Below are 26561 nucleotides of genomic sequence, written 5' to 3' on the forward strand. Positions count from 1 at the left end.
TCCAATTGGATGAGATACGACGATGGGCTACGATCGGATGTCCCGCATCCTGCATTGGCTGACCGCGCTGATCGTGATGGCGATGATCCCGGTCGGCCTCATCATGACCAATGTCGACGACCGCGCGATTCAGGACCCGCTCTTCATCTTCCACAAGAATGCCGGCGCACTGCTGATCGTTCTGCTCGCCCTGCGGCTGGTCTGGCGCGCCACGCACCGGGCGCCGCCCCTTCCCGACAGCCTGCCGACAATCCAGAAGTTCGCGGCGCGCGCGACGCATGTTGCACTCTATCTTTTGCTGATCGTGATGGCGGTGAGCGGCTACGTCCGGGTCAGGGCTGGCGGCTTCCCGGTCGAGCTTCTCGATGCGATCGGCATGCCGAATTTCGTGCCGCGCGACGATGAATTGGCGCAGACGGCAAAAGCGATTCACGCCCGCGCCAAATTCGGCATCGGCCTTTTTATCGCGCTCCATGTCGCCGCGGCCGCCTATCACGGCCTCATTCGCCGCGACGGCGTATTTTCGCGAATGTGGCCGCCTACGGCGCCGGCCTCGGCTGCGCGAGTTCCTTGAGGCGCGGCGCGCCGGCTGCGATGTCGGCATCGGTCGGGTTGACGCCGGCGGCGAGCAGCCGGCGGGCGATCATGTGGTCGGCCGCGCGGTTGACCGAATCGACCGCCAGAAGCCGCGGTCCGGCAAAATGCCATACGGAGAACGCATTCTCCTCCGGGTTTCCCGAAAGCACGAAGCGATCGGCATCGAAGGACAGGCCTGCGGTCTGCAGTTTGATGTCGCCCTGGTCCGACCAGAACCAGGGAACGTCGCGATAGGGGCTGACCTTGCCGGTGATGGTGCGCGCAGCGTGCTTGGCCTGGTCGCTCGCATTCTGTACCGATTCCAGACGCACCGGCCGCGCAGCGTGCCAGTGATGGAAGCTCGCCGCATCGCCGAGCGCAAGGATGCGCGGATCGGCGGTGCGCATCGCCTCGTCGACGACGATGCCGTTGGCGATTTCGAGCCCGGCATCGGCTGCCAGCTCCACATTCGGCACGACGCCGGTTCCCAGGATAACGAGATCGGCCGGCACGCGCGAGCCATCGGCGAGGCGTACGGCCTCGACGTGGCCGTTCGAGCCTTCCAGACCGGCGACGCCCGTCGCGACCCGAAGATCGATGCCCATTGCCCGCGCCCGGGCATCCGCATAGGCCGAGATGGCCGGCGCCACCGAGCGCCCGAGGACGCGCGGCGCCATTTCGAGAAGCGTGACGTGCTTGCCGAGACTGGCAAGCGTGTGGGCGATCTCCATGCCGATGAACCCGCCGCCGACCACCACGGCCGATTGCGCGGCTTCCGTCGCCTGCCGGATGCGGCCGGCATCTGCGAAGTTGCGAAGGGCAAAGACGCCGTCGAGCGTGAGATCGTCGATGGGCGGCAGGCGCGGGCGGGAGCCGGTCGCGAGAATGATGTGCGAAAACGGCATCGACGTGCCGTCGTCGAGCGCTACCGTGCCGGCCTGCCGGTCGATCGATGTGACGCGGCGGCCAAAGACGAGATCGACATCATTGTCGCGGTAGAAACTTTCCGGCCGCAGCATCTGCGATCCGCCGTCGGCCGTCTTGAGGAAGGTCTTTGACAAGGGTGGCTTGTGATAGGGCAGCTCGGTCTCGTCATTGACGAGCGCAATCCGGCCCGAAAAGCCCTCCTGCCGCAAACTTGCGGCCGTCTGCGACCCGCCATGCCCTGCACCGACGATGATGACCCGATCTTCCACGCGCGCTCCAATCCGCTCGCTCACTTTGCCTGCTATGTGCGATGGGATGGCAGCATGTGCAAGGCGGCAACCGCCCTAGGCGGGCAGAGCCAGGACGTCGAGATGGCCAACCGTGCAACGGGTCGTCGGAGCGGCTTCGAGTCGGCGCTCGAGCCAGGCATCGGCCGATGCGACGCCGAGTTCGCGCGCGGCGTCCGCGATGCCGGTGACGAGCGCGCGCTGCAGTTCGCCCTCATCGCGACCGAGCCGCCATGGGCTTGCCGCCGTCGCAACGCCGTAGCCGCGCTCGCGCATCGCTTCGGCGAGATGGTATGCGCCTGAAGGACCGAGCGCGGCACCGAAGCCCTTGTCGCTGCGCTGATGCGTGTTGAATGCGGCTCGGACGGCTGCATCGTCCGCGTCAGCCGGGTCCCATTCAAGCACCCCGTCATAGCTCAGTGCGGCGTAGAGACCGATCCGGGATGCCGCTAGCCGGTCGGCGAGGGCATCGATCCATTCCGCGCTGGCAAGATCGAACAATGCCGATGCGGTGACGAGCGCGGCGCCTTCGAGGGGGATTTGCGCGGTTCTGGTGAGGTCGAGTTCGACCGTCTCGATGGTTGGAGCGGACCGTCGCGCAGCCTCCCCGAGCAGCGCCGGATCGTGGTCGACCAGCCGCCAACGTGCGGGAACGGTCCCGATGGCCCGCAGGGTCGAGCCGGTGCCCGAGCCGAGGTCGACGACCAAGGCAATTGGCCGCTGCGCGAGGAAGTCGCGAGCCTTGGCCAGCATCGACGAATCGCGCGCGGCGTTGTCGGCGCGTTCGCGAAGATCGAGCCATGCGGTGGAAAAGCTCATCGGCCGCTCTCCGTGAGTGCGCGGGCGACGATTGCCGTTGTGTCAGACCAGCGCGGTAGGCGTTCGGCGGCAAGGCGGGCGCCTTCTGCAGCGTCCTGATAGGTCGCGTCATCCGTGAGAAGCCGCCGCAATTCTTCCGCAAAGATGGTGGGATCGTCGGCGGGCACGAGGGCACCGGCCTCGGGCGGCACGACTTCGGGCACTGCGCCCACCGCGCAGCCGACCACGGGAAGGCCCGCAGCAAGCGCTTCGGCATAGGCCATGCCGTAGCCTTCGTGGCGGGTGGCGAGAACAAAAATTCCAGCTTGCGTATATTCCGGATCGAGATCGTTCAACGGGCCGGCAAAGTCGATCCGATTTTCCAAACCGGCATCCGCGATCATCTGGTCGAGGCGCGCGCGCCATTCGCCGTCGCGCGAGGGGCCGATGAAGCGGGCCGTCCAGTCGAGATCGGCAATGAGAGCGAGGGCTCTTATGAGTACGTCGTGGCCTTTGCGCGGGACGATGGATGCGACGCACAAGAGGCGGGTCCGACTTCGTTTATCCGTAAGCAATGACTTACGCGATGTTCCCGGTGGCGCGATGTGCAGATGCGAGGACGACACGCCGAAGTAATCCGCCAGCCGACGTCCCGTCGTTTCGCTCGTGCAGATGATCGCAGCCGCATGGCGCAGCGCTTCGCGTTCGTCCGCTTCGAACAGGGCCGCAGTCTGTGCGGGCAATCCTCCCTCGTCGGCAAGGGGATGATGGATCAGCGCGGCCAGCCGCAATCGTCCGGCATGGCGCGCGACCAGATCGGGAAGCCGCGCGAAGGCGAGCCCGTCAACCAGGACGAGGGCATCGTTCGGCAGCAGCGCAAGCGTTGCCTCGGCTGCGAGGCGGGTTTCGGTGTCCGTGTCGGGGTAACTGCCGGAAAGCGAGACGATGTCGACAGTCCAGCCCAGCTCGCGCAGTCCTGCCGCGATCTTGCGGTCGTAACCATAGCCACCGGTGGGTGTGTCTATGTCCCCCGGAACGATGAAATGCAGATGCGGCTTCGTCACAGCTCGCCTTCGTACCAGGCGCGCGCGACGTGGCTCTCATGAAGCTGCACGCGGATCTTGACGACCCGGCCATTGTCGCCGAGGCCCTTGGTACGCACCGTTTCGGAGAGTTGGTCGAAGATGTGCTTGCACAGGAACTCGGTTGTCGTGATGTTGCCTTTGAACGCGTCGACTTCGTCGAGATTGCCGTAACGCAGCGGGTCGAGCGCAGCCTTCAGCGCATCGGTCGCAAGGCCAATATCGACGGTCAGCCCGTTCTCGTCGATGTCCTGTGTGTAAAAGGCGGCGTCGACCACGAAAGTCGCGCCGTGCATGTTCTGCGCCGGGCCGAAAACGGGCGAGGGCAGGCTGTGGGCGATCATGATGTGATCACGAACTTCGACGGCAAACATTCAGTGTCCTTCGGAGGCTTGTGGATAGCTGATACGGTGGCAGAGCGTCGCCGGATCGGCGAGGATTTTCGAATAGTCGCGGTCGAGCATGGCAAATTCGCTTGTCCCGGAGATAAGCGCGTCAAGCGATTGGTCACTGGCGAGAAGATCTAGCGCCTTGGAAAGCCGTCGCCGGAAATCCCATCGCGCCGCCCGTGCCGCCGGGATCGAGCCGACCTGGGAGGAGACGAGCTTCAACCGCCCGGCGTGGAAATTGGCGCCCAGTGAAAGTTCGGCGCGCCTGTCGCCGTACCAGCTCGCTTCGACGATACGCGCCTCCCTGCCGGCGCAATCGAGTGCGCTTTGCAACCCCGCCTCGCTGGCGCTCGCATGGATGGCGATATCGCAGTCGGCGGGCGGCCGCGAAGCGAACGGAACGGCCAGCCGCTCGGCGAGCACGCGCCGCGCGGCGTTGACGTCGGCCAGTGTGACCTCCGCTCCGGGGATGCGATGGCAAAGCCAGGCGCAAAGCGCCCCAACGACGCCGGCACCGATCACCGCGATGCGATCGCCCGGCGCCGCGCGCGCATCCCATACGATGTTGAGCGCCGTTTCCATGTTCGCGGCAAGCACTGCCCGTGCAGGCGGCAGATTGGCCGGAAGCGTCACCAGGTCAGTGTCCGGAACGGCGAAACGATCCTGATGCGGAAACAGACAGAACGCGATTTCCCCCGCCCGCGGACCGGTTTTGATCCGCCCGACATTGGAATAGCCATATTTGACCGGAAACGGAAAATCGCCCGCCTGGTTCGGGCAGCGCATCCGCTCGCGCTCGGATTCCGGCACCGCACCGAGAAAGACGAGCGATTCGGTGCCCCGGCTAATCCCGCTGAAGAGCGTTTCGACTTCGACCAGATCGTTGCCCGCGGGCAACTCTTCCGGCCGCAGTGCACTCATATTCTTCCCGGTGATCCACAGCGCCGTCGGCATGTTTCCTCGCTTCGGCCAAAAAGCTAGATGCTTTCGGGCACTTGGCAAGGCGCCGCCCCGACTAAAGGCGAATTGGCCGAAGGTTATGCTCTATTGCAATGCAACAGACGACTGCTAGATTCGTTACATTACGATGACAACAGCCCCGACCGGCCAGGCAAGTCGCGGGCCGAGGCTCTTGGGGGCTAATCCATGTATTATCAGTTTTACGAATTGAACCATGCCGCGCTGCAACCGGCGCGCGCTTTCGCCGACGCGGTGAAGCTTCTCTATTCGAATCCGCTCAATCCGATGTCGCACACGCCGATCGGTCGCACGATCGCGGCCGGCGCGGAAATGTTCGAGCGCACGACGCGGCGCTACGGCAAACCGTCCTTCGGCATTACCGAAACCAAGATCGGCTTCGACAAGGTGGCGGTGAGCGAACGCGTCGTCTGGAAGAAGCCGTTCTGCAACCTGATCCATTTCGAGCGCGATCTTCCCAAGACACGCAAGGCCGATCCCAAGCTTCTGATCGTCGCGCCAATGTCCGGCCATTACGCCACGCTCCTGCGCGGCACGGTCGAATCGATGGTCCAGCATGCCGAAGTCTACATCACGGACTGGACGGATGCGCGCATGGTCCCGGTGGCCGAGGGACGGTTCGACCTCGACGACTATGTCGACTATGTGATCGAGATGCTGCACCACCTGGGGCCGGACACCCACGTCATGGCGGTCTGCCAGCCCTCTGTGCCGGTGCTTTCGGCCGTGTCGATCATGGAAGCACGGGGTGACCGTCTCGCACCCGCATCGATGACATTGATGGGCGGCCCGATCGATACACGCCGCAACCCCACCGCCGTCAACAAGCTGGCGGAGGAAAAGGGCATCGAGTGGTTCCGCGACAATGTCATCATGCAGGTTCCGTGGCCGGAACCCGGCTTCATGCGCAACGTCTATCCCGGCTTCCTGCAATTGTCGGGCTTCATGAGCATGAATCTCGACCGCCACATCATCGCGCACAAGGACTTCTACATGCACCTCGTCAAGGATGACGGGGATTCGGCCGAGAAGCACCGCGACTTTTACGATGAGTATCTGGCGGTGATGGACCTGACCGCGGAGTTCTACCTCCAGACGGTCGATACGGTGTTCGTGAAGCACGCGCTGCCCAACGGCACGATGCGCCATCGCGGCGACCTGGTCGATCCGACGGCGATCCGCAATGTCGCGCTGCTGACCGTCGAGGGCGAGAACGACGACATTTCGGGCATCGGCCAGACGCAGGCGGCGCACGACCTGTGCGTCAATATCCCGGACGACATGCGCGCCCACTACATGCAGCCGAAGGTCGGCCACTATGGCGTCTTCAACGGCTCGCGCTTCCGCTCGGAGATCGTGCCGCGCATCGTCGACTTCATGGCCAGCATCCGGGCGGCGGAAAGCGCCAGCGGCCGAAACCGCGCATCGTCTCTGCCAAGGGCTGATCAGCCGAAGACGAGCAGTGCGACGAGGCCGACCGTTCCGACGACCAGCCGCCAGATGGCGAAGGGCGTGTAGCCCCGCTTGGCCACGAAATCGAGCAGGTAGCGCACGACGATGACGCCCGCGATGAAAGCGGTGACGAAGCCCGCGCCGATGATCCAGAAATCATCCATGGTCAGGATGCTGCGGTTCTTGAAAAGGTCGTAGGAAAAGGCCCCGACCATCGTCGGCATCGCAAGGAAGAAGGAGAACTCCGCGGCCGAGCGCTTGTCGGCGCCCATCAAGAGCGCGCCGACGATGGTGGCGCCTGACCGCGACGTGCCGGGGATCATCGCCAGGCACTGGATGAAGCCGATCTTGAAGCAGACCGAAAGCGGAAACTCCGCGACATGGTTGTATTTCGGCTCGACATGGCGCCGGTCGACCCAAAGGAGCACGAACCCGCCGATGATCAGCATGACGCAGATCACCATCGGCGTTTCGAATAGAACCGTCTTGATGAAATCATGCGCCAGCGCCCCGATCACGGCCGCCGGCAGGAAAGCGATGAGGACGCCGGCGACGAAGCGCTGCGTCTCGCGATGCTTCGGCAAGGTCACGGCCAGATGCCATAACCTCGCGGAGTAGACGGTGAGGATGGCCATGATCGCGCCGAGCTGGATCAGGACCTCGAAGCTGCGCCCGGTGGACTCGAAGCCGAGGAAATGCCCGGCAAGCAGGAGATGACCGGTGGAAGAGACCGGTATGAACTCCGTCAGCCCTTCGAGAATGCCGAGAAGGGCTGCAACGAGAAGGGATTGCTCTTCCATGGAAACTCCACGCGGGCCGCGCTCAAAGGTCGCTTGTCAGGTGGGCCGCGCTTGCCTATAGCTGCGCGCGCATCGCCGCTTTCGAACCCGAATCTGCGCCGAGGATTAGCCATCGGGCCATCAAAAGGCCAGACTTTTCGGGCCGGTCCCCCTGCGACATACCCACCGAGTGCCCATGCTGACCCTGTTCCACCACCCGCTGTATGCGTCCTGCCGTTTCATTCGCCTGGCTTTTGGCGAATATGGCGAGGATCTCTCGCTGATCGAGGAAAAGCCGTGGGCGCGGCGCAAGGAATTCCTGCAGTTGAACCCGGCCGCGACGCTGCCGGTTCTGCTCGCCGAGGCCGACGAGCCGATCGTCGGGGCTTCGGTGATCGCCGAGTATGTCGACGAGACGCGCGGAGCGCTCAAGCGCGACAAGCGCCTGATGGCCGAAAACCCGATCACACGGGCCGAAATCCGCCGGCTGGTCGACTGGTATCTGGTCAAGACCGATGGCGAGGTGACCAGGCATCTGGTGCGCGAGCGCGCCCTCAAGCCGCATATGCCGCCCGAACATGGAGGCGGCTCGCCCAATTCGGCGGCAATCCGCGCCGCGCGCGCAAATGTGCGCCAGCATATGAAGTATACGAACTGGCTTGCGGGGACGCGAAACTGGCTCGCCGGCCCGCGCCTGACATATGCCGACCTTGCCGCCGCCGCATCGATCTCGGTGCTCGACTATATGGGCGAGATCGATTGGACCGAGCACTCTGCGGCCAAGGAATGGTACACGCGCATGAAGTCTCGCCCCTCGTTCCGGCCGCTGCTTGCCGACAGGATCCGCGGCCTCACCCCGGCCTCCCACTATGCGGACCTCGATTTCTGACATGAGATCGCCCCGAAACCCCGTTCCGGCGGCGCGTCTTCGGGAATTCATCGAAACCGAGGCGAAGGCGCTCGGCTTCGACGCCGTCGCCGTGACGCGGCCGGATGCGATCGCGGAGGCTGGTCCAAGGCTTGGCGCCTTCGTCGAGGCAGGCCGTCACGGCACGATGGAATGGATGGCTGAAACGCTCGAAAGGCGCGCCCATCCGAATGCGCTCTGGAGCGAGGCGCGCTCCGTCATCATGCTCGCCATGAACTACGGCCCGGACGAGAACCCGCTGGCGCTGCTCGACCAGCGCGACCGGGCTGCGATTTCCGTCTACGCGCGCAACCGCGACTATCACGACATCATCAAGGGCCGTTTGAAGACGCTCGCGCAGAAATTCGCAGCGCGCACCGGGGCTGACGTCAAGGTCTTCGTCGACACCGCGCCGGTGATGGAAAAGCCGCTCGCGGCTTCTGCGGGCATCGGTTGGCAGGGCAAGCACACCAACCTCGTCAGCCGCGAGTTCGGCTCCTGGCTCTTCCTCGGGTCGATCTTCACGGTCGCCGACCTGGGGGCCGATGCGGCGGAAAGCGATCACTGCGGCTCGTGCCGCGCTTGCATCGACATCTGTCCCACCAACGCATTTCCCGCGCCCTATCAGCTCGATGCGCGGCGCTGCATTTCCTACCTGACCATCGAGCACAAGGGGCCGATTCCGCACGAGTTTCGTGCCGCGATGGGCAACCGCATATATGGTTGCGATGATTGCCTGGCCGTCTGTCCCTGGAACAAGTTTGCTAAGGTGACGCGCGAGGCAAAGCTCGCCGCGCGCGACGACCTGGCCACGCCCGCGCTTGCAGAACTGCTGACGCTCGAAGATGCGGCCTTTCGCGAGAAGTTCGCCGGCTCGCCGGTCAAGCGGATCGGGCGGGACCGCTTCATTCGAAATGTGCTGATCGCGGCCGGCAACTCCAACGAAGCGCGATTGCTGCCGCTGGTGGAGACCCTCCTGGTCGATCCGTCGCCGCTCGTGCGCGGGGCGGCGGTGTGGGCCTTGTCGCGGCTGGCCGGGCAGGACGCGTTCGACCGCCTGCGGCTGGCGGCGAAGGAAGAGGATGACGACGTGAACGCCGAATGGATGCACGCGCTGGAGCCGGCATGACGAAGGCTTATTTCATCTTCGGCGCAGGCTATTCCGCGCGGGCTTTTGCCCGGAAGGCGATCGCCTCGGGGCACCGCGTGATCGGGACGACCCGCAGCCCTGAGAAATTCGCCGAACTTTCCGCGCTCGGCATCGAGCCGCTGCTCTTCGACGGACATTCGTCCGGCCGCGACCTCATCGCGATGCTTGGAGAAGCCACCCATCTTGTCGTCTCGGCGGCACCGGACGAGAGCGGCGATCCGGTGCTGCGCGCCGCACGGGACATCGTCCACACGCACATGCCTCGGCTGCGCTGGATCGGCTATCTGTCGACCGTCGGCGTCTATGGGGATCACGGCGGCGACTGGGTCGACGAGGAAGGCGATTGCCGCCCGGTCTCGAAACGCTCGCTCGCGCGGCTTGCAGCCGAAGCCACGTGGCGCGCATTCGCCACCGAGATCGGCAAGCCACTCGCGATCCTGCGTCTTTCGGGAATCTACGGTCCCGGCCGCAACGCCCTTGTCAATCTCGAAGCGGGCAGGGCGCGGCGCATCGTCAAGCCGGCTCAGGTCTTCAACCGGATCCATGTCGACGATATTGCCGGGGCGCTCGCACTTCTGGCTTGCCACCAGGCGGACGGCATCTTCAACGTCACCGACGACGAACCCGCTCCGCCGCAGGACGTCGTGGCCTATGCTGCGCACCTGATGGGCATCGAGCCGCCGGCCGAAACCCCGTTCGAGGCGGCAAGCATGACGCCGATGGCGCGCTCCTTCTACGGCGAGAACAAGCGTGTCTCGAACGCCAAACTGAAGGCAGCGGGCTACGTGTTCCGCTTTCCGACATATCGCGACGCTCTCGATGCAATGTGGCACGATCACACTTGGCGACAGCCACAGCCGCGTTAGGGTTTCGCTAACCTTGCCGGCCGCAGGCTCGGGCTGACGAAATCCGTGGAGAATCATCGATGCGTGCGAGGAACTGGATCAAGACCGCCTGTGTCGTCCTATCGATGACTGCCGCAACGAGCGCCGACGCGCAACTGGCGAAGGACCTTTTCGGCAACCAGCCGCTGCCGGCGGCCACCGAAGCCCGCGTCTACGGCTCCTATTCCAAGGGCTGTTTTGCCGGCGGCATGGCGATCGCCAACGATGGCCCCAACTGGCAGGCGATGCGCCCGTCCCGCAACCGCCGCTGGGGCCATCCGAACATGGTACGCCTCGTCGAGCGCCTGTCGCGCGACGCCACCGCCGATGGCTGGCCCGGCCTTCTCGTCGGGGACATCTCGCAGCCGCGCGGCGGCCCGATGCTGTCGGGCCATGCCTCGCACCAGCTTGGCCTCGATGCGGATATCTGGTTCCAGCCGATGCCGCAGAGGCGCCTGTCAGCGTTCGAGCGCGAGAACCTCGAATTCGTTTCCATGCTGCGTGAGGGCGAACTGACCGTCGACGATCGCAAATGGTCGCCAGCCCATGCCGGGATTCTGCGCCGCGCTGCGTCTTATCCCGAGGTCGAGCGCATCCTCGTCCACCCAGGCATCAAGAAGAAGCTGTGCGACACGGTGCCGGGCGAGCGTTCCTGGCTCGGCAAGGTGCGCCCGTTCTGGGGTCATGATTCGCATTTCCACATCCGTATCGGCTGCCCCGCCGGCTCCCCAGGCTGCCGCCCGCAAGAGCCGATAGGCCGCGGCGATGGCTGCGATTCCTCGCTCGCCTGGTGGTTTACCGATGAGCCGTGGCGCCCGGCGACGGGTCCGCAAGAGCCACGCGCCCGCGACGTGATGCGCATGGCCGACCTGCCGCGCGAATGCGCGGCCGTGCTGCAGGCGCCCGCGCCGCAGTCCGAAGCGATGGTGACGATCGGCGGCCCCGGTCGCACGACCGCCCAGACCGGCGCGCCGCCGATAGCAGCAAACGCCTATGCGCCGACGCCAGAGACCGCCATCCCGCTGCCCTTCCCGCGCCCCCAGCCTTGACTTGGCCGTCCGCGTGTGACCTTCAAATACCCTCTGTTTGAACAGCGACACGCGGCAGCCGCCTAGATGATTCCTGATATTGACGCCGCGGGCGTTCTGCAGTTTCCCGTTCTCGTCGGCGATATCGGCGGCACCAATGCGCGCTTTGCCATCCTGCCTTCGCGTGATGCCCCCGCGATCGAGTTCCCGACCGTGGCGACGGCCGACTATCCGGACATCGACATCGCCCTTGAACGTGCCATCCTGGCGCGTACGGATGTGAAGCCGCGATCGGCCGTGCTCGCCATCGCCGCGCCCGTGACCGGCGATGAGATCCGGCTGACCAATTGTCCCTGGACCGTGCGCCCGCGCGTCATGATCGCGCGGCTCGGCTTTGCCGAGGTCGTGATCCTAAACGATTTTGAGGCCCAGGCGCTGGCCGTCGTCGCCACCGGGTCTGGGCATCTGGAAAAGATCGGCGGCGGTGCGGCCGACCCCGAGGCAAGCCGCGTCGTGCTCGGCCCCGGCACCGGATTGGGCGTCGCCGGCCTCGTGCGCGCGGGCGAGGTCTGGGTGCCGGTGCCGGGCGAAGGCGGGCATGTCGACATGGGCCCGCGCACCGCGCGCGACTTCGAGGTCTTTCCCCATATCGAGCGCATCGAGGGTCGCATCTCCGGCGAGCAGATGCTGTGCGGCCGCGGCCTCGTCAATCTCTACCGCGCGGTCGCCATCGCCGATGGCAAGCCGTCCGAGTTCACCTCGCCGGCCGGCATTACGGCTGCCGCGCTCGCCAAATCAGATCCGGTGGCCGAGGAAGCGCTTGACATCTTCGTCACCTGTCTGGGGCGGCTCGCGGGCGATCTGGCGCTGATCTTCATGAGCCGCGGCGGCGTCTACCTGACCGGCGGCATCGCGCAGAAGATCGTGCCGGCGCTGCGCAATCCGCGGTTTCGCGCGGCTTTCGAGGACAAGGCACCGCATTCGGGCCTGATGCGGAACCTGCCGGTTTTCGTGATGACGCATCCGTTGGCAGCGCTCGCCGGCCTTGGCGCTTTCGCACGCACGCCGCAGACGTTCCATATCCGCACCACCGGTCGGCATTGGAGAGCCGTGTGAGGTCGATGCGGCGGATTGGCGATTGCATCGCCGGTCCCGAGGAGGCATAGGGCAGGCGGTCCGCGCTTGTCCGGCGGGCGAACAACGGGATTTCGAACACTTGGCCAACGCCGAGACAACGAAGCGCAGGGCCGAACCGGGCGAAATCGTCGCGGTGATGCGGCGGATTCTGGCCGAAAACGGCCGCGAATACCTGCCGCAATATGCGCTCGCCACGCTGTGCCTGCTTGCCGTTGCTGCCACCACCGCGTTCAGCGCGTGGATCATGCGCGACATCATCGACGAGATCTTCTACCGCGAGAACTATGCGCTCGTGCCATATATCTGCGCCGCGATCATCGCGGCCTTCGCGATCCGGGGCATTGCCAGTTACGGTCAGGCGGTGATCCTCGCGCGCATCGGCAACAATCTCGTCGCCCGCTACCAGCGCCGCCTGTTCGACCATCTGATGCGCCTCGGGCTCGATTTCTATTCGAATGCACGCTCGGGCCAGCTCGCCGCCCAGATCAGCCAGAACGTCACCGGCATTCGCGACATGCTGTCGATCACATTGACGTCGATCGCGCGCGACCTCGTCTCGCTGATCGGCCTCGTCGCGGTCATGGTCATGCAGGATCCGCTTCTGTCCGTAATCGGTCTCCTGATCGGACCGCCGCTGGTCTATGCCGTCAACTACCTCATGCGCCGCCTGCGCCGCGTCACACGTGAATCCGTCGAGGTGAACTCCCATCTCTTCGGCGCCATGCAGGAAACGGTGCAGGGCATCGCCATCGTCAAGGCGTTCACCATGGAAGAGCAGCTCGCGCGAAAGCTCTCCGAACTGGTGACGTCGGCCGAAAACCGCGCCAACAAGATCGCCCGGGTTTCCGAGCGCCTGACGCCCATCACCGAGATGCTGGCAGGCTTCGCCATTGCCGGCGTCATCGGCTACGCGGCTTTCCGTGCCGCCTCGGCCGGCCAGTCGCCAGGTTCGGTATTCTCGTTCATCACCGCGCTTCTTCTCGCCTATGATCCGGCGCGGCGGCTCGCCCGCGTCCAGGTCAATCTCGAGCGATCCCTGGTCAATGCGCGCATGATCTACGAACTGCTCGACCAGGAGCCGCCCCAGCGCGACGCGCCTGGCGCGAAGGAACTCGCCGTCGGTGCTGGCGGCATCGCCTTTCGCCATGTGTGCTTTGCGTACGGCCCCGATAGACGCGTGCTCGACGACGTGTCCTTCGAGGTCGAGCCCGGCAAGGTAACCGCCATCGTCGGCTCTTCGGGCGCAGGCAAGTCGACGATCGTCGCGCTGGTCCAGCGCTTCTACGACGTGGAATCCGGCCGTATCGAGATCGATGGGCAGGACATTGCCGGCGTCACCAAGTCTTCGCTGCGCAGCCGGATCGCCTATGTGTCGCAGCATCCGTACCTGTTCGAGGGCACGATCCGCGACAATATCCGGTACGGCCGCCCCGACGCGACCGATGCGGAGATCGAGACGGCGGCGCGGCTCGCCAATGCCGACGACTTCATCCGCGAAAGCCCCTTGGGTTACGAAACCTTGGTCGGCGAGAACGGCGTCACGCTGTCCGGCGGCCAGCGCCAACGCCTGTCGATCGCGCGTGCCATCGTGCGCAATGCGCCGATCCTGCTCCTCGACGAGGCGACTTCGGCGCTCGACAACGAATCCGAGGCGCGCGTCCAGGATGCGCTCGACACGGTCATGAAGGGCCGCACGACCATCGTCATCGCGCATCGGCTCTCGACCGTCGTCAATGCCGACAAGATCGTCGTCATGGAGGAGGGACGCGTTGTCGAGCAGGGTACGCACCGTTCCCTGATCTCCGATCCGACCGGTCTCTATGCCCGTTTCCACAGGCTGCAGGGTGATCGCAGTCTCGACCTGGTCGGCGATCAACCAGTTGAGGAGAACAACGCATGAGCGACATGGGTCTTGTTGTCGTGGGTGCCGCGGGCCGCATGGGACAGGCCATCACGCGCGCCATTTCCGCCATCGAAGGTGTCACGGTTGTCGGCGCACTCGACCGCAAGGGCGCGCCCGCCGTTGGCCGCGATGCCGGCGAACTGGCCGGGGTGGGGCATATCGGGGTTCCGATCACCGACGATCCGCTGCCACTCTTTGCGAAGGCTGACGGTGTGATCGACTTTTCCGCGCCTGCCGCAAGCGTCGAATATGCCGGCTATGCCGCACAGGCGCGCATCGTCCACATCATCGGCACGACCGGATGCTCGGTCGAGGACGATGCCGCGATCGCGGCTGCTGCCCGCCATGCGACCATCGTCAAATCGGGCAATATGAGCCTCGGCGTCAATCTTCTGGCCGCGCTCGTCGAGCAGGCCGCGCGCGCGCTGCCCGCCGCCGATTTCGACATCGAGATCCTCGAAATGCACCACCGCCACAAGGTCGACGCGCCCTCGGGGACCGCACTTCTGCTCGGCGAGGCGGCGGCAAAGGGCCGCGAGATCGCGCTTGCCGAACGGTCGGTCCGTGTCCGCGATGGCCATACGGGCGCGCGCGAGGCGGGTACGATCGGCTTTGCGACGCTGCGCGGCGGTTCCGTCGTCGGCGACCACTCGGTGCTTCTGGCGGGCACGGGCGAGCGCATTACGCTTTCGCATCACGCGGAGGACCGCGCGATCTTCGCGCGCGGTGCGGTGCAGGCTGCGCTTTGGGCGAAGGACCGCAAGCCCGGCCTCTATTCCATGCGCGACGTGCTGGGCCTGAACGACTGACGAAGCGTCAGTGGCAATGCCGGCGATTCTTTCGCTGTCGGGTGGTTTATCCGTTGACACCATCTTCCCGCCCGCTTACATCGGCGGCGCACCTGGCCCAGGTGGCGGAATTGGTAGACGCGCACGGTTCAGGTCCGTGTGCCGCGAGGCGTGGAGGTTCGAGTCCTCTCCTGGGCACCATCCCTTCGGATGGAAAGGCCGATTGGCTCACGATGCGGGACAAGCTGCTTCTCGAATTGATCCGGTATGAGCTTGTGCATCGCGGTTAGCCGCGATGCCTTCTGCATGGCTTACGCGTTGCAAAGCAATGTCTGCTTCAAGTGTCCGCCGCGCCATTCTCGCCCGCTATCGTTGCGTCTGTTTTGCACAGACCATGGTGGAGCAATGCACGAGGCTCGCGAGTTCGCGCCACCCCGCATTGTCCGCCTTCCCCGCTCTCCCGTGAATCGTTTCCACTAGTTCAATCCGTCCTTCATTCGAGGCGTGGCTCTAATCTCAGGTGGAGGAACTGTTCACGACAAGAAGATTGCGTGGCGGGTGGTGCTGGTTTTATCGTGCGCGACCCGACGCGCATCGTCGCCCATCAGCTTGCCTGGAAAGAAGCGCTCGGCCGGGTATAATGCGGCCGTCGCCGCCAAGTGAGGCATGAGGGAGACGAGCGATGAACCTCTTCAAGCCATTTCGCATCCGCTCCGCAGCGCGGGACGGGGAGACGGACAAGCATCGGTTCGAGCGGTTGTCCCTCGCGGTCGCATCATGCCGCGCCGAGATCGGGCGTGAAAAGGAAGGCTTGCGCCGCCGCTACGATGAAAGCCGCCGCGATGCGGGTTTTGCCATGGAGGTGCTGGAGGAAAGTCCGTCCAGCGGCAAGCTCGCGGCGGGACTGGACCAGCACAGCGACGCGATCCTCAGCTACGAGAAGCGCTTGCGCACGCTGGAAGCGCAGGACCAACTTCTCGGAAAGATCAGCGCTCTCACGGCGGAGCTGAAGACGTAGCTTGGCACCTGCATTGTGTTGCTGAGGATGACGCTGCGCCAATCGGTCGTCGCTTCGGTGCATTCTGGCCCGGGCTGGCTATTCCCCCCTCGATTCGTAGAGCCATTCTGCAGGCCGCCATCGCCCTGATCGTCGAGCGGACGAGGGTCCTCAACAAGGCAGCTGGAAAAGGCTGAGTTTCCTCGGGTCTGGCCCTACGGCCGGCCCGGACCTCGCCCTTGAGGCGTGGCGGGTGAGATGCGACAACAAGCACCTCCTAGGAAACCGAGGCACGCAATGCTCAAGACCCCCTATCTCCTCTTTCTCGGCGACGCGCCCGACCAGCTTGCGGCCAAGGTGGCCAATGGCATCAAGGACTGGCGCCCGGAGCTGTCGGTCGGGCAGTTCCGCATGGAAGGCTGCAAGGCCAACATGGGCCTGACCGACATGACGATCGCGCAGGCGAAGGCTGCGGGGGCCAAGACGCTGGTGATCGGCGCCGCCAATCGCGGCGGCGTGATCTCGAAAAGCTGGATCGCGGTGATGAAAGAGGCGATCGAGGCCGGGATGGACATCGCTTCGGGACTGCACGATCTCCTGTCGGAAGTGCCCGAACTGGTCGAAGCCGCCGAACGGCACGGCACGAGACTGATCGACGTGCGCATTCCGACCGTCGACTATCCGATCGCCAATGGCGTCAGGCGCGCCGGCAAGCGTTGCCTGGCGGTCGGCACGGACTGTTCGGTGGGCAAGATGTACACCGCGCTCGCGATGGAAAAGGTCATGCGCGAGCGCGGCATGAAGGCCATGTTCCGCGCGACCGGCCAGACCGGCATCCTGATCACCGGCGAGGGCGTGCCGCTCGATGCGGTGATCGCCGATTTCATGGCCGGCTCGATCGAATGGCTGACGCCCGACAACGATGCGAGCCACTGGGACCTGATCGAGGGGCAGGGCAGCCTCTTCCACGCCTCCTATTCGGGGGTGACGCTCGCCCTCATTCATGGCGGCCAGCCGGATGCGCTGGTTCTCTGCCACGAACCGACGCGCGACCACATGCGCGGCCTGCCTGGCTACAAGCTGCCCTCGCTCGAGGCTCTGCGCGATCTGGCGCTGACCATGGCGCGGATGGTCAATGCCGACTGCAAGGTGGTCGGCATTTCGGTCAATACGGCGGCGATGTCGGCAGCCGACGCCCGGGCGTACCTCGCAGACGTCGAGGCGAAGATGGGCCTGCCGGCCGTCGATCCGTTCCGCGATGGCGCGGAACGGCTTGTCGACGCGCTGGAGGGGTGATTACCCCTCGTAGCCTTCCATGATGGTCATCTCGGCATCCGCCACTTCCTGGCGGATCGCCTTGGCCGCCTGGTACTCGGCAGAATTGTAGCAGTCGAGCGCGTCTTTCATCGAGGCGAATTCGATGACGACGTTGCGCGAGCGGCCCTTGCCTTCCATGGCGTGATAGGTGCCGCCACGCGCCAGGAATTTCGCGCCATAGCGCTCGAAGGCTGGCTTGGCGGTCGACACGTAATCCTTGTAGCGCTCGGGATCGCGGACATCCACATGTGCGATCCAGTAACCCTTTGCCATCAGTTCCTCCTTTGGATGGTTTGCATTTCTTCGAGAATGGCGCGTGCGGCCGCGCGCCGGTCGGCAGCGGCGATGATCGGACGTGCGACGACCAGATGGCTGGCGCCGGCTGTGAGCGCGTCGGCGGGCGTCACCACGCGCTTCTGGTCGCCATGATCGGCGCCGGCGGGGCGGATGCCGGGCGTGACGACGGCCATTTCAGCTCCCACGATGCCGCGAACTCGCGCGGCTTCCGCCGCCGAGCAGACGATGCCGCCCATGCCCGCGACGCGCGCCTGCTCGGCGCGGCGGGTGACCAGCGTTTCGGGGTCATCGCGATAGCCGGCCTCGGCAAGGTCGGCTGCATCCATCGAGGTCAGGACTGTGACGCCGAGAAGGATGAGGTCGCTGCCGCGCGCAGCCTCCACGGCCGCGCGCATCGCCTTCGGATAGGCATGCAGCGTCAGCATGGTCACGCCCATCTTCGCAATGTTCTCGACGCCCTTCGACACCGTGTTGTCGATATCGAGAAGCTTCATGTCGAGAAAGACCTGCTTCCCCTCTGCCGCAAGGTCGCGCGCGAATTCCAGTCCACCGGCGAAGACGAGCTGGTAGCCGATCTTGAAGAAGCCTGCGATCCCGTCGAGATCGCGCACCGCCTTTTCGGCGTCGGCGATCGTCGGCACGTCGAGCCCGATGATCAGGCGGTTGTCGATGGTGGTCATCTCATCCTCGGCGAGAGCAGGCGCGCACGATCGATCAGCGTGCGGCAGACATTTTCCATGGCCTTGCGTGTGCGCTCGTCCTTGAAGCGGCCGGCCTCGTCGAAAGCATCGCCCGCGCGCGCGACCGAGCATTGCGGGGTGATGATCTCGACGCCGCAATTCATCAGAACGGCACGCAAATGGTAGAGCCCGCGAATACCGGCGAAATTGCCGTCCGAAGAGGAGCAGAGACCGGCGACCTTCCCGGCATATGGCTTGAACGGCCTGCCATTGTCGGCACGGACACGGCTCACCCAGTCGATGGCGTTTTTCAGGAGGGGCGGGATCGAGGAATTGTATTCCGGGCTCGCAATGAGAAGCCCGTCATGCGCCGCGATCTGGCGCGCCAGCCGAAGCGCATTTTCCGGAACGCCGTGCTCGCGCTCGAAATCCTGGTCAACGATGGGCAAAGGGTAGTCGGCCAGCGAGATGCGGGTGACGTCGGCGCCCTGCGCGCCGAGTTCGGATTGCGCCACGTCGGCGGTCTGGCCGCTAAAGGCGCCGGTCCGGATCGATCCGGCGAAAACCAGGATTCTGGGTGCTGCCTGCATGCCGCCTCTCATCGCTCGCAACGCGATTAAAGCGCCCGCCGGTGCTTGTCAAAGTGTCAGGCGAGGGGTCGTCGATAGAGCCAGAGCTGGCTAGGCGGGAAATTGCGGAACACGAAGTCGTGGTGCTCGACCGTATAGTTGCCGTGGCCGGACGGAACGGGAGATTTCGGACCGTAGCTGATCTGGACGACCGGGCGGCCATGGGGAACGCGCGTCAAGAGGTCTTCGACATAGGCAACGCGGCGCGGTACAGGAAAATTGAGGAGAGGCACCGCCGAAACGATCGAATCAAAGATGAGGCCGCTCTTGTCGCCGAGCGTCTTGTCGAGGTCGAAGGCGTCACCCTCGATGATGTTGACCTCCGGAAACTCAGCTTCGAGATGCTCGACGAAATCCGTCGAATATTCGATCGAATAGAGTTTTTGCGGCGCAATGCCCCGCTCCAGGATCGCCTTGGTGATGACCCCCGTGCCGGGTCCAAGTTCGAGTACCGGCAGGCCCGAGTCCGGGTTGATCACCGCCGCCATCCGTCGCGCGGTTACCGAACTCGTCGGCAGCATAGCGCCGACGGCGCGTGGCTGGTCGATCCACCCCTTGAGGAACTTCAGCTCTTCGTCGAAATGGCGCGTCAGCTTCTGCAGCCCGTTCTTCATGCGGCGTCGTCCCTCCATCTGGTGGGGCAAAGCCTACAGGCTAAGCGTGACCGAACAAGGACAATCCTGTCGCTCACACAGGATCGTGTGTCGCAACTGCGCTTTTCCTAGTTTCCGAACGATTCGAAAAAGTCCTTCATGCGATTGAAGAAGCCCGACGATTGCGGACTGTTTTCAGTCGAGGAGAGTTCCTCGAATTCCTCCAGCAATTCGCGCTGGCGCTTGGAGAGATTTTGCGGCGTCTCGACCGCGACCTGGATGTAGAGATCCCCCACCTGGTTCTGCCGCAGCACCGGCATGCCCTTGCCCTTCATGCGGAACTGGCGGCCGTGCTGGGTGCCCTCGGGAACCTTGACGCGGGTCTGCGTGCCGTCGAGCGTCGCGACTTCGAACGCACCACCGAGCGCTGCCGTCGTCATCGAAATCGGCACCTTGCAGTAAAGGTCCGCGCCGTCGCGCTGGAAGAATTCGTGCGGCTTGAGCGACAGGAAGATGTAGAGATCTCCCGATGGTCCGCCGCGCAGACCAGCTTCCCCTTCGCCGGCGAGCCGGATGCGGGTGCCGTCCTCGATGCCGGCCGGAATGTTGACCGACAGCGCGCGTTCCTCGGTGACGCGACCCTGGCCGGCGCACTTGCGGCAGGGATCCTGGATCGTCTGCCCGCGACCCTGGCATTGCGGACAGGTTCGCTCGATCGAGAAGAATCCCTGCGCCGCGCGAACCCGCCCGGAGCCCGAGCACATCGAACAGGTGACGGGCTGGGTGCCCGGTCTGGCGCCGGAGCCGGAGCATTCGTCGCAGACCATGGAAGAGGGCACGCGGATCTGGGCGGTCTTCCCGGCGAAGGCTTCCTCGAGCGTGACCTCCATGTTGTAGCGCAGGTCCGCGCCGCGATTGTTGGCGCCGCCGCGTCGGCGCGCGCCCATCATGTCGCCGAAGATGTCCTCGAAGATGTCTGCGAAGCCGCCGGCCTGGCCGAAGCCGCCGCCGCCACCTCCGAATCCACCCTGCTCGAAAGCGGCGTGGCCGAAGCGATCATACGCGGCGCGCTTTTGCGGGTCCTTCAGCGCCTCGTAGGCTTCGTTGATGTCCTTGAACTTGCGCTCCGCCTCGCCGTCACCCGGATTGCGGTCGGGATGGTACTGCATGGCCAGCTTGCGGAACGCGACCTTCAGCTCCTTCTCGTCGGCACCCTTCTGCACGCCGAGGGTTTCGTAATAGCAGGCCTTCATGGTCATCCCTGGTCAGATCTCAAGATTAGGCGAAGGGGGGCACGGCGGCATCGATGCGATGCGCGGCACATCTAGGCCCGATTTAGGAAGCCTAGAGCCGGTATGCCATAGGCAAGGCGCCACGCCATGCGTATTTCGGCAACAGATGGCGTTAAATCGCCACGAACGAAGAAACCCGGCGCACGGCCGGGTTTCGTTCTTTGAGCAAAGGAAGAATCAGGCGGACTTCTTCTTGTCGTCGTTCTCGTCGATTTCCTCGAAATCGGCGTCGACGACGTCCTCGCCGCTCTTCTGCGCGTCGGCCTTGGCGTCGGCTTCAGCCGATTCCGCCTGGCTGGCTTCATACATCGCCTGACCGAGCTTCATCGACACTTCGGCAAGATGATTGGTCTTGGCGGTGATCGCCTCCGCGTCGTCGCCTTCGGTCGCGCTGCGCAGGTCCGCGATCGCATCCTCGATCGCCTTGCGGTCTTCGGCCGAAACCTTGTCGCCATAGTCCTTCAGCGACTTCTCGGACGAGTGCAGCAGGCTTTCGGCCTGGTTCTTCGCCTCGACGGCCGCACGGCGCTTCTTGTCCGTGTCGGCATTCGCTTCCGCGTCCTTGACCATCTTCTCGATGTCGGCGTCCGAAAGGCCGCCAGAAGCCTGGATACGGATCTGGTGCTCCTTGCCAGTGCCCTTGTCCTTGGCCGAGACGTTGACGATGCCGTTGGCGTCGATGTCGAATGCGACCTCGATCTGCGGCACGCCGCGCGGTGCGGGCGGAATGCCAACGAGATCGAACTGGCCGAGCGCCTTGTTGTCGGCAGCCATCTCGCGCTCGCCCTGGAAGACGCGGATCGTAACCGCCGACTGATTGTCCTCGGCCGTCGAGAAGGTCTGCGCCTTCTTGGTCGGGATCGTCGTGTTGCGCTCGATCAGGCGCGTGAACACACCGCCCAGCGTCTCGATGCCGAGCGACAGCGGCGTCACGTCGAGCAGAAGCACGTCCTTGACGTCCCCCTGCAGCACGCCGGCCTGGATGGCCGCGCCCATGGCGACGACCTCGTCTGGGTTGACGCCCTTGTGCGGCTCCTTGCCGAAGAACTGCTTCACGACCTCATGCACCTTGGGCATGCGCGTCATGCCGCCGACGAGGACGACTTCGTCGATTTCGCCCGCATTGAGGCCGGCATCCTTGAGCGCCGCCTTGCAGGGGCCGACAGTGCGCTGCACGAGATCGTCGACGAGGCTCTCGAACTTGGCGCGCGTGAGCTTCATCGTCAGGTGCTTGGGACCGGTCTGGTCGGCGGTGATGAAGGGCAGGTTGATTTCGGTCTGCTGCGAGGAGGAGAGCTCGATCTTCGCCTTCTCGGCTGCTTCCTTCAGGCGCTGCAGGGCAAGCTTGTCGCCCTTCAGGTCGATGCCCTGTTCCTTCTTGAACTCGCCCGCCAGATATTCGACGAGGCGCATGTCGAAGTCCTCGCCGCCGAGGAAGGTGTCGCCATTGGTCGACTTCACCTCGAAGACGCCGTCACCGATCTCCAGGACGGAAATATCGAACGTGCCGCCGCCAAGATCGTAGACCGCGATGGTCTTGCCGTCCTTCTTGTCGAGGCCGTAGGCGAGCGCGGCCGCAGTCGGCTCGTTGATGATGCGCAGCACTTCGAGACCGGCGATCTTGCCTGCGTCCTTGGTGGCCTGGCGCTGCGCGTCGTTGAAATAGGCCGGGACGGTGATGACCGCCTTCTCCACCTTCTCGCCGAGATAGGATTCAGCCGTCTCCTTCATCTTCTGAAGGATCATTGCCGAGATCTGCGAGGGCGAATAATCGGTGTCGTGCGCGCGCACCCAGGCGTCGCCATTCGCCGCCTTGATGATCTTGTAGGGCACCATGCCCTTGTCTTTCTGCGTCGTAGGGTCGTCGAACGTGCGGCCGATGAGGCGCTTGATCGCAAAAAGGGTGTTTTCGGGATTGGTGACCGCCTGGCGCTTGGCAGGCTGGCCGACGAGGCGCTCGCCATCTTCCGTGAAGGCGACCATCGAGGGGGTCGTACGCGCGCCTTCGGCGTTCTCGATCACCTTGGCATCCTTGCCGTCCATGACCGCGACGCAGGAATTGGTCGTTCCAAGGTCGATACCGATTACTTTAGCCATTTTCTTTCTTCTCTCCGCTTAAGCAGGCCGTCTGGACCCAATGCGAGGCGTTCCGGACGACGGCCCCTGTTCAGTGAAAATTCCGCCACCGGCACCTGTCGACCAGGCCCGGCTTGACTGTGCGGCGTATATAAGAAGGCGACATTTTTGGCGCAAGTGACGGCTTGCGGCGTTTTTGAGCCGGATGTGACCGACCCTCAGATTTGCGCCCACCCGCCGCCTTCGCCGGCCAGGTACACGGCGTCTATGACCTGCTGATTGCGCACGGAATCCTCGAGCGTGAAGATCTGGGCCTCCTCGCCGCGCGCAGCCTGGGCGAAGGCTTCGACCTCGAGCCGGTACTGCCGCGTACCGGGGAAGCGGAAAACGCGAGCTTCGACCCGCCTTTGATCGTGCAGTTCGATCCTGTGGTGGTCGAAGTCGCCGGCGTTGAACGGCGCCTGGACCTGGATGAATCCCTCCTCGCCGTGGAACACCATTTCCTGCCGCAGAGCCATCTGCGTGGAGCAGTAGAAGGAAAGATCGAACGTGCCAAAATCGGCGGTGACGTTGGCGTAGGTATCCGTCCCGAAATCGCGGTCCCGCTCGATCGTGGCGCGGATGCGCCGAGGCTCCATGCCCGTTGCAATCCGCGTAGTGACGACGGGGTAGACGCCGATATCTGGCAGCGCGCCCCCGCCCAGCTCCGGCCGGTTGCGCATGTTGTCCGGATCACGGTTGAAATAGGAGAACGCGCCCTGCACGTGCCGCAGCCGCCCGATCGCGCCCGCTGCGATCAGTTCGCGTATCTTTGCCCATTGCGGATGGTAGAAGACCATGAACGCTTCGGAAACCATGACCTTGTTGCGGTCCCGCGCGTCGATGACCGGCTGGATGTCGGCCGCCCGCAACGCCAGCGGTTTTTCGACCAGCACATGCTTGCCGGCATCCGCCGCCTTGATCGCCCACTCCACGTGATCCGAAGTCGGTAGCGGAATGTAGACGCCCTCGACCGTATCGGACGCAAGCAACGCCTCGTAGGTGCCGAACGCGTACGGCGCCCCGAACCGGTCTGCCAAGCCACGGGCGCGCTCTTCGTCGCGGCTGGCGATAGCGGACAGCACGCCGTTCTCGGATTCGAGGATTGCCGGGATCACGTGGTCGCGCGCGATCTTGGCCGTCGACAGAACTCCCCAGCGAAACATGCTCACCCCCGCAAAGCGCCTCCCGTCGTCTTTTCGACATTCGCGACGATCCTGGCGCCGAGCGCTTCGAAATCCTCATCGGTGAGCGTCCGGTCGGTCGGCTGGATGGCGACCTCGATGGCGATCGATTTCTTGTCGGGTCCAAGAGAGGCGCCTTCGAACACGTCGAAGACGCGCACGTCCGTGACGAGCTTCTTGTCGGCGCCGGCGGCAGCTTTGACGATTGCCGCGGCCTCGACGCTCTTGTCGACGACGAAGGCGAAATCACGCTTGACGCCCTGGAAGGGCGACAGGTCGAGGCGCGGCTTGGTGCGCGTCGGCTTCGCCTTGGGTTCGGGGATCGTGTCGAGATAAATCTCGAAGCCGGCGAGCGGCCCGCTTGCGTCGAGCGCTTCCAGCGTCCGCGGGTGGAACTCGCCGAACGTTCCGAGCACGATCTTCGGTCCGAGCTTGATCGTGCCGGATCGGCCAGGGTGATACCAGGCCGGTCCGCTGGCCTCGACCTGCAGCTTGTCGACCGGCGCGCCGGCAGCTTCCAGCGCGGCGAAAGCATCGGCCTTGGCGTCGAAGACGCCGACGGCGCCCGCATTGCCGCCCCAGTGGCGGCCCTGTCCGTCGAGCTTTGCCGTGCCGCGGCGCACACCTGCGGCGACGCGGCGCTGGTTGTCGGCGCCATCGCCCTCATAGATGCCCGAAACCTCGAACAGCGCGACGTCGCCGATACCGCGATCAGCATTGCGCTGCGCGGCGGCTATGAGCCCGGGCAGGAGCGAAGGCCGCATGTCCGACATGTCGGCGGCAATGGGATTGGCAAGGCGGAGCGCCGGCTGGCCACCGCCGAAAAGCTTCGCATGTTCCTCGGGAATGAACGACCAGGTCACGGCCTCCATCATGCCGCGAACGGCGAGCGCGCGCTTGACGAAGCGCGTGCGGATCTGGATCGGCGTCAGCATCTTGCCGTTCACGGCACCGAAGGTGGGCAGCGGCGCGGGCGCAATCCGGTCGACGCCGTAAATGCGCATCACCTCTTCGACGATATCGGCCTTGCCGTCGATGTCCGGCCGCCAGGAGGGTACCGCGACCTCGATCGCATCGCCCTTGTCCTGGGGTTTGAAGCCAAGACGGTCGAGGATCGACATGGACTCGGCCTTCGGCACGTCGAGCCCGGTCAGGCGCCTGACCTCGGACACCGGCATCGAAATGCGCTTGGCCTCGTGCCCGGCATAGCCGACGACTTCCGTCTCGCAGGGCGCGCCGCCGCAAATGTCCGTGACGAGCTGCGTGGCAAGCTCGATGCCCGGTATCATGAATTCGGGATCGACGCCGCGTTCGAACCGATAACGCGCATCGGTGATGATGCCGAGCTCGCGGCCCGTTCGCGCGATGTTCAGCGGCGACCAGAGCGCGGATTCGATCAGTACGTCGGTCGTTGTCTCGTCGCAGCCCGAATGCTCGCCGCCCATCACGCCTGCGATCGATTCGACGCCGTTGTCGTCGGCAATGACGCACATCGAGGCGTTGAGCGTATACTCGCGGCCGTCGAGCGCGAGCACCTTCTCGCCATCCTTGGCCGGGCGCACGACAAGGTCGCCGGCGACCTTGGCCGCGTCGAAGACATGCAGCGGGCGGCCGCGGTCGAAGGTGACATAGTTGGTGATGTCGACCAGCGCGTTGATGGGGCGAAGGCCGATCGCGATCAGCTGCTGCTGCATCCACTTCGGCGAGGGGCCGTTCTTGACCCCTTTGACGAGGCGCAGCGCGAAGCCGTGGCAAAGCTCCGGATCGGCGATCGACACCTTGACCGGCGTCTCGCCCTTGCCGGCGACGGGAGCGATGGCCGGGGTCTTCAACGTGCCGAGCCCGGAAGCGGCCAGATCGCGCGCAATGCCGTAGACACTGGTGGCGTCAGGCCGGTTCGGCGTCAGGTTGATCTCGATCACCGGATCGTCGAGCCTGGCATAGGTCGCGAACGGCGTGCCGACGGGCGCATCGGCGGGCAGGTCGATGATGCCGTCATGCTCGTCGGAGAGCTGCAATTCGCGCTCCGAGCACATCATCCCGTGGCTTTCGACGCCGCGGATCTTGCCCACCGAAAGCGTCACGTCGATGCCGGGCACGTAGGAACCGGGTGCCGCGAACGCCCCGACGAGACCCTCGCGCGCATTGGGCGCGCCGCATACGACTTGGATCGGCTTCCCGTCGCCGGTATCCACCATGAGGACGCGCAACTTGTCGGCGTCGGGGTGCTGGACCGCGCTCACCACCCTTGCGATCACGAACGGCTTCAGCGCCGCCTTGTCGTCGACAGCCTCGACCTCGAGGCCGATCATGGTCAGCCGCTCGCAGATCTCGGCCAGCGAGGCATCGGTGTCGAGATGGTCCTTGAGCCAGGAAAGCGTGAATTTCATCG

At 64.7% G+C, this 26561-nt stretch carries 25 protein-coding genes and 1 tRNA gene; 12 read left to right on the plus strand and 14 right to left on the minus strand.

Going from position 1 to position 26561, the window contains the following annotated elements; genetic code table 11:
* Positions 1-22 precede the first annotated feature (22 nt).
* Entirely contained in the window at positions 23-574 is a 552-nt protein-coding gene (locus tag GTK01_RS07830; protein WP_252925313.1) for a cytochrome b, read from the plus strand.
* Here GTK01_RS07830 and GTK01_RS07835 read toward each other — a convergent pair.
* The 5 genes from GTK01_RS07835 to GTK01_RS07855 all read right to left on the minus strand — a co-directional run bounded on the left by GTK01_RS07835 (position 540) and on the right by GTK01_RS07855 (position 5013).
* Positions 540-1772 carry an FAD-dependent oxidoreductase gene (locus tag GTK01_RS07835; protein ID WP_252925314.1) on the minus strand — a complete coding sequence of 411 codons (1233 nt, stop codon included), beginning with the start codon at positions 1770-1772 and terminating at the stop codon, positions 540-542. The genes GTK01_RS07830 and GTK01_RS07835 overlap by 35 nt on opposite strands.
* Before the next feature lie 75 nt (positions 1773-1847).
* The gene (locus GTK01_RS07840; protein WP_252925315.1) at positions 1848-2609 is read right to left on the minus strand and encodes a class I SAM-dependent methyltransferase; all 762 of its coding nucleotides are present in this window, start codon (positions 2607-2609) and stop codon (positions 1848-1850) included.
* The gene (locus GTK01_RS07845) at positions 2606-3652 is read right to left on the minus strand and encodes a glycosyltransferase (RefSeq protein WP_252925316.1); all 1047 of its coding nucleotides are present in this window, start codon (positions 3650-3652) and stop codon (positions 2606-2608) included. The genes GTK01_RS07840 and GTK01_RS07845 overlap by 4 nt, the downstream gene beginning before the upstream one ends.
* Positions 3649-4044: a 6-carboxytetrahydropterin synthase gene (locus GTK01_RS07850; RefSeq protein ID WP_252925317.1), complete on the minus strand. Its 396-nt coding sequence runs from the start codon at positions 4042-4044 to the stop codon at positions 3649-3651. The genes GTK01_RS07845 and GTK01_RS07850 overlap by 4 nt, the downstream gene beginning before the upstream one ends.
* Complete coding sequence (locus GTK01_RS07855) at positions 4045-5013, minus strand: zinc-binding alcohol dehydrogenase (protein ID WP_252925318.1); 969 nt, start codon at positions 5011-5013, stop codon at positions 4045-4047.
* Between the two features lie 192 nt (positions 5014-5205).
* On the opposite strand from GTK01_RS07855, the gene GTK01_RS07860 reads away from it, so the two are divergent.
* Positions 5206-6555, plus strand: a complete 1350-nt coding sequence (locus GTK01_RS07860) for a polyhydroxyalkanoate depolymerase (protein ID WP_252925319.1) — start codon at positions 5206-5208, stop codon at positions 6553-6555.
* Here the strand turns inward: GTK01_RS07860 and GTK01_RS07865 are convergent.
* A complete protein-coding gene (locus tag GTK01_RS07865; protein ID WP_252925320.1) occupies positions 6483-7289 on the minus strand; it encodes an undecaprenyl-diphosphate phosphatase in 807 nt (268 codons plus the stop codon). The genes GTK01_RS07860 and GTK01_RS07865 overlap by 73 nt on opposite strands.
* Positions 7290-7464: 175 nt before the next feature.
* Between GTK01_RS07865 and GTK01_RS07870 the strand changes: the two genes are divergently transcribed.
* The 10 genes from GTK01_RS07870 (at position 7465) to dgcN (ending at position 17358) form a co-directional block, all read left to right on the plus strand.
* A complete protein-coding gene (locus GTK01_RS07870) occupies positions 7465-8157 on the plus strand; it encodes a glutathione S-transferase family protein (protein WP_252925321.1) in 693 nt (230 codons plus the stop codon).
* 1 nt (position 8158) lies between these two features.
* Positions 8159-9304 (plus strand): tRNA epoxyqueuosine(34) reductase QueG, encoded by a 1146-nt coding sequence (queG, locus tag GTK01_RS07875; RefSeq protein ID WP_252925322.1) that lies wholly within the window; start codon positions 8159-8161, stop codon positions 9302-9304.
* The gene (locus GTK01_RS07880) at positions 9301-10191 is read left to right on the plus strand and encodes an SDR family NAD(P)-dependent oxidoreductase (protein ID WP_252925323.1); all 891 of its coding nucleotides are present in this window, start codon (positions 9301-9303) and stop codon (positions 10189-10191) included. The genes queG and GTK01_RS07880 overlap by 4 nt, the downstream gene beginning before the upstream one ends.
* Before the next feature lie 59 nt (positions 10192-10250).
* A complete protein-coding gene (gene mepA, locus GTK01_RS07885; protein WP_371924296.1) occupies positions 10251-11258 on the plus strand; it encodes a penicillin-insensitive murein endopeptidase in 1008 nt (335 codons plus the stop codon).
* 69 nt (positions 11259-11327) lie between these two features.
* Entirely contained in the window at positions 11328-12353 is a 1026-nt protein-coding gene (locus GTK01_RS07890; RefSeq protein WP_371924299.1) for a glucokinase, read from the plus strand.
* A 157-nt stretch (positions 12354-12510) separates the two neighbouring features.
* On the plus strand, positions 12511-14274 hold the full coding sequence (locus tag GTK01_RS07895) for an ABC transporter ATP-binding protein (protein WP_252925363.1): 1764 nt from the start codon (positions 12511-12513) through the stop codon (positions 14272-14274).
* The gene (gene dapB, locus GTK01_RS07900; RefSeq protein WP_252925325.1) at positions 14271-15086 is read left to right on the plus strand and encodes a 4-hydroxy-tetrahydrodipicolinate reductase; all 816 of its coding nucleotides are present in this window, start codon (positions 14271-14273) and stop codon (positions 15084-15086) included. The genes GTK01_RS07895 and dapB overlap by 4 nt, the downstream gene beginning before the upstream one ends.
* Before the next feature lie 95 nt (positions 15087-15181).
* A tRNA-Leu gene (locus GTK01_RS07905) sits at positions 15182-15266 on the plus strand.
* Between the two features lie 481 nt (positions 15267-15747).
* Positions 15748-16083 carry a hypothetical protein gene (locus GTK01_RS07910; RefSeq protein ID WP_252925326.1) on the plus strand — a complete coding sequence of 112 codons (336 nt, stop codon included), beginning with the start codon at positions 15748-15750 and terminating at the stop codon, positions 16081-16083.
* A gap of 276 nt (positions 16084-16359) precedes the next feature.
* Positions 16360-17358 (plus strand): N-acetyltransferase DgcN, encoded by a 999-nt coding sequence (gene dgcN, locus GTK01_RS07915; RefSeq protein WP_252925327.1) that lies wholly within the window; start codon positions 16360-16362, stop codon positions 17356-17358.
* On the opposite strand, the gene GTK01_RS07920 is transcribed toward dgcN, so the two are convergent.
* From GTK01_RS07920 to pheT, 8 genes are all read right to left on the minus strand, one after another.
* The gene (locus tag GTK01_RS07920) at positions 17359-17652 is read right to left on the minus strand and encodes a DUF1330 domain-containing protein (protein WP_252925328.1); all 294 of its coding nucleotides are present in this window, start codon (positions 17650-17652) and stop codon (positions 17359-17361) included. It lies immediately after the preceding gene.
* A complete protein-coding gene (gene pyrF, locus GTK01_RS07925) occupies positions 17652-18356 on the minus strand; it encodes an orotidine-5'-phosphate decarboxylase (RefSeq protein WP_252925329.1) in 705 nt (234 codons plus the stop codon). Before pyrF ends, GTK01_RS07920 begins: the two co-directional genes overlap by 1 nt.
* The gene (locus GTK01_RS07930; RefSeq protein ID WP_252925330.1) at positions 18353-18946 is read right to left on the minus strand and encodes an NADPH-dependent FMN reductase; all 594 of its coding nucleotides are present in this window, start codon (positions 18944-18946) and stop codon (positions 18353-18355) included. The genes pyrF and GTK01_RS07930 overlap by 4 nt, the downstream gene beginning before the upstream one ends.
* Positions 18947-19002: 56 nt before the next feature.
* Positions 19003-19599, minus strand: a complete 597-nt coding sequence (gene pmtA / locus GTK01_RS07935; RefSeq protein WP_252925331.1) for a phospholipid N-methyltransferase PmtA — start codon at positions 19597-19599, stop codon at positions 19003-19005.
* Between the two features lie 107 nt (positions 19600-19706).
* Entirely contained in the window at positions 19707-20831 is a 1125-nt protein-coding gene (dnaJ, locus tag GTK01_RS07940; RefSeq protein WP_252925364.1) for a molecular chaperone DnaJ, read from the minus strand.
* A gap of 216 nt (positions 20832-21047) precedes the next feature.
* Positions 21048-22967, minus strand: a complete 1920-nt coding sequence (gene dnaK, locus GTK01_RS07945; protein ID WP_252925332.1) for a molecular chaperone DnaK — start codon at positions 22965-22967, stop codon at positions 21048-21050.
* Between the two features lie 197 nt (positions 22968-23164).
* Positions 23165-24151 carry a Gfo/Idh/MocA family protein gene (locus GTK01_RS07950; protein ID WP_252925333.1) on the minus strand — a complete coding sequence of 329 codons (987 nt, stop codon included), beginning with the start codon at positions 24149-24151 and terminating at the stop codon, positions 23165-23167.
* Between the two features lie 2 nt (positions 24152-24153).
* Positions 24154-26559 carry a phenylalanine--tRNA ligase subunit beta gene (pheT, locus tag GTK01_RS07955; RefSeq protein ID WP_252925334.1) on the minus strand — a complete coding sequence of 802 codons (2406 nt, stop codon included), beginning with the start codon at positions 26557-26559 and terminating at the stop codon, positions 24154-24156.
* Positions 26560-26561: the final 2 nt, after the last annotated feature.

This window comes from Aliihoeflea sp. 40Bstr573 (genome assembly GCF_024105655.1).
GTDB lineage: Bacteria > Pseudomonadota > Alphaproteobacteria > Rhizobiales > Rhizobiaceae > Aliihoeflea.

Bases quoted from the DNA above. Each gene is read 5' to 3' on its own strand.
- GTK01_RS07920 (WP_252925328.1), bottom strand. From the start codon at position 17,652: ATGGCAAAGGGTTACTGGATCGCACATGTGGATGTCCGCGATCCCGAG.
- GTK01_RS07910 (WP_252925326.1), top strand. From the start codon at position 15,748: ATGAACCTCTTCAAGCCATTTCGCATCCGCTCCGCAGCGCGGGACGGG.
- mepA (WP_371924296.1), top strand. From the start codon at position 10,251: ATGCGTGCGAGGAACTGGATCAAGACCGCCTGTGTCGTCCTATCGATG.
- GTK01_RS07880 (WP_252925323.1), top strand. From the start codon at position 9,301: ATGACGAAGGCTTATTTCATCTTCGGCGCAGGCTATTCCGCGCGGGCT.
- GTK01_RS07860 (WP_252925319.1), top strand. From the start codon at position 5,206: ATGTATTATCAGTTTTACGAATTGAACCATGCCGCGCTGCAACCGGCG.
- pmtA (WP_252925331.1), bottom strand. From the start codon at position 19,599: ATGAAGAACGGGCTGCAGAAGCTGACGCGCCATTTCGACGAAGAGCTG.
- GTK01_RS07950 (WP_252925333.1), bottom strand. From the start codon at position 24,151: ATGTTTCGCTGGGGAGTTCTGTCGACGGCCAAGATCGCGCGCGACCAC.
- GTK01_RS07930 (WP_252925330.1), bottom strand. From the start codon at position 18,946: ATGCAGGCAGCACCCAGAATCCTGGTTTTCGCCGGATCGATCCGGACC.
- GTK01_RS07830 (WP_252925313.1), top strand. From the start codon at position 23: ATGGGCTACGATCGGATGTCCCGCATCCTGCATTGGCTGACCGCGCTG.
- dnaJ (WP_252925364.1), bottom strand. From the start codon at position 20,831: ATGAAGGCCTGCTATTACGAAACCCTCGGCGTGCAGAAGGGTGCCGAC.
- queG (WP_252925322.1), top strand. From the start codon at position 8,159: ATGAGATCGCCCCGAAACCCCGTTCCGGCGGCGCGTCTTCGGGAATTC.
- dapB (WP_252925325.1), top strand. From the start codon at position 14,271: ATGAGCGACATGGGTCTTGTTGTCGTGGGTGCCGCGGGCCGCATGGGA.
- dgcN (WP_252925327.1), top strand. From the start codon at position 16,360: ATGCTCAAGACCCCCTATCTCCTCTTTCTCGGCGACGCGCCCGACCAG.
- GTK01_RS07895 (WP_252925363.1), top strand. From the start codon at position 12,511: ATGCGGCGGATTCTGGCCGAAAACGGCCGCGAATACCTGCCGCAATAT.
- GTK01_RS07840 (WP_252925315.1), bottom strand. From the start codon at position 2,609: ATGAGCTTTTCCACCGCATGGCTCGATCTTCGCGAACGCGCCGACAAC.
- GTK01_RS07865 (WP_252925320.1), bottom strand. From the start codon at position 7,289: ATGGAAGAGCAATCCCTTCTCGTTGCAGCCCTTCTCGGCATTCTCGAA.
- GTK01_RS07850 (WP_252925317.1), bottom strand. From the start codon at position 4,044: ATGTTTGCCGTCGAAGTTCGTGATCACATCATGATCGCCCACAGCCTG.
- pheT (WP_252925334.1), bottom strand. From the start codon at position 26,559: ATGAAATTCACGCTTTCCTGGCTCAAGGACCATCTCGACACCGATGCC.
- GTK01_RS07870 (WP_252925321.1), top strand. From the start codon at position 7,465: ATGCTGACCCTGTTCCACCACCCGCTGTATGCGTCCTGCCGTTTCATT.
- GTK01_RS07855 (WP_252925318.1), bottom strand. From the start codon at position 5,013: ATGCCGACGGCGCTGTGGATCACCGGGAAGAATATGAGTGCACTGCGG.
- dnaK (WP_252925332.1), bottom strand. From the start codon at position 22,967: ATGGCTAAAGTAATCGGTATCGACCTTGGAACGACCAATTCCTGCGTC.
- pyrF (WP_252925329.1), bottom strand. From the start codon at position 18,356: ATGACCACCATCGACAACCGCCTGATCATCGGGCTCGACGTGCCGACG.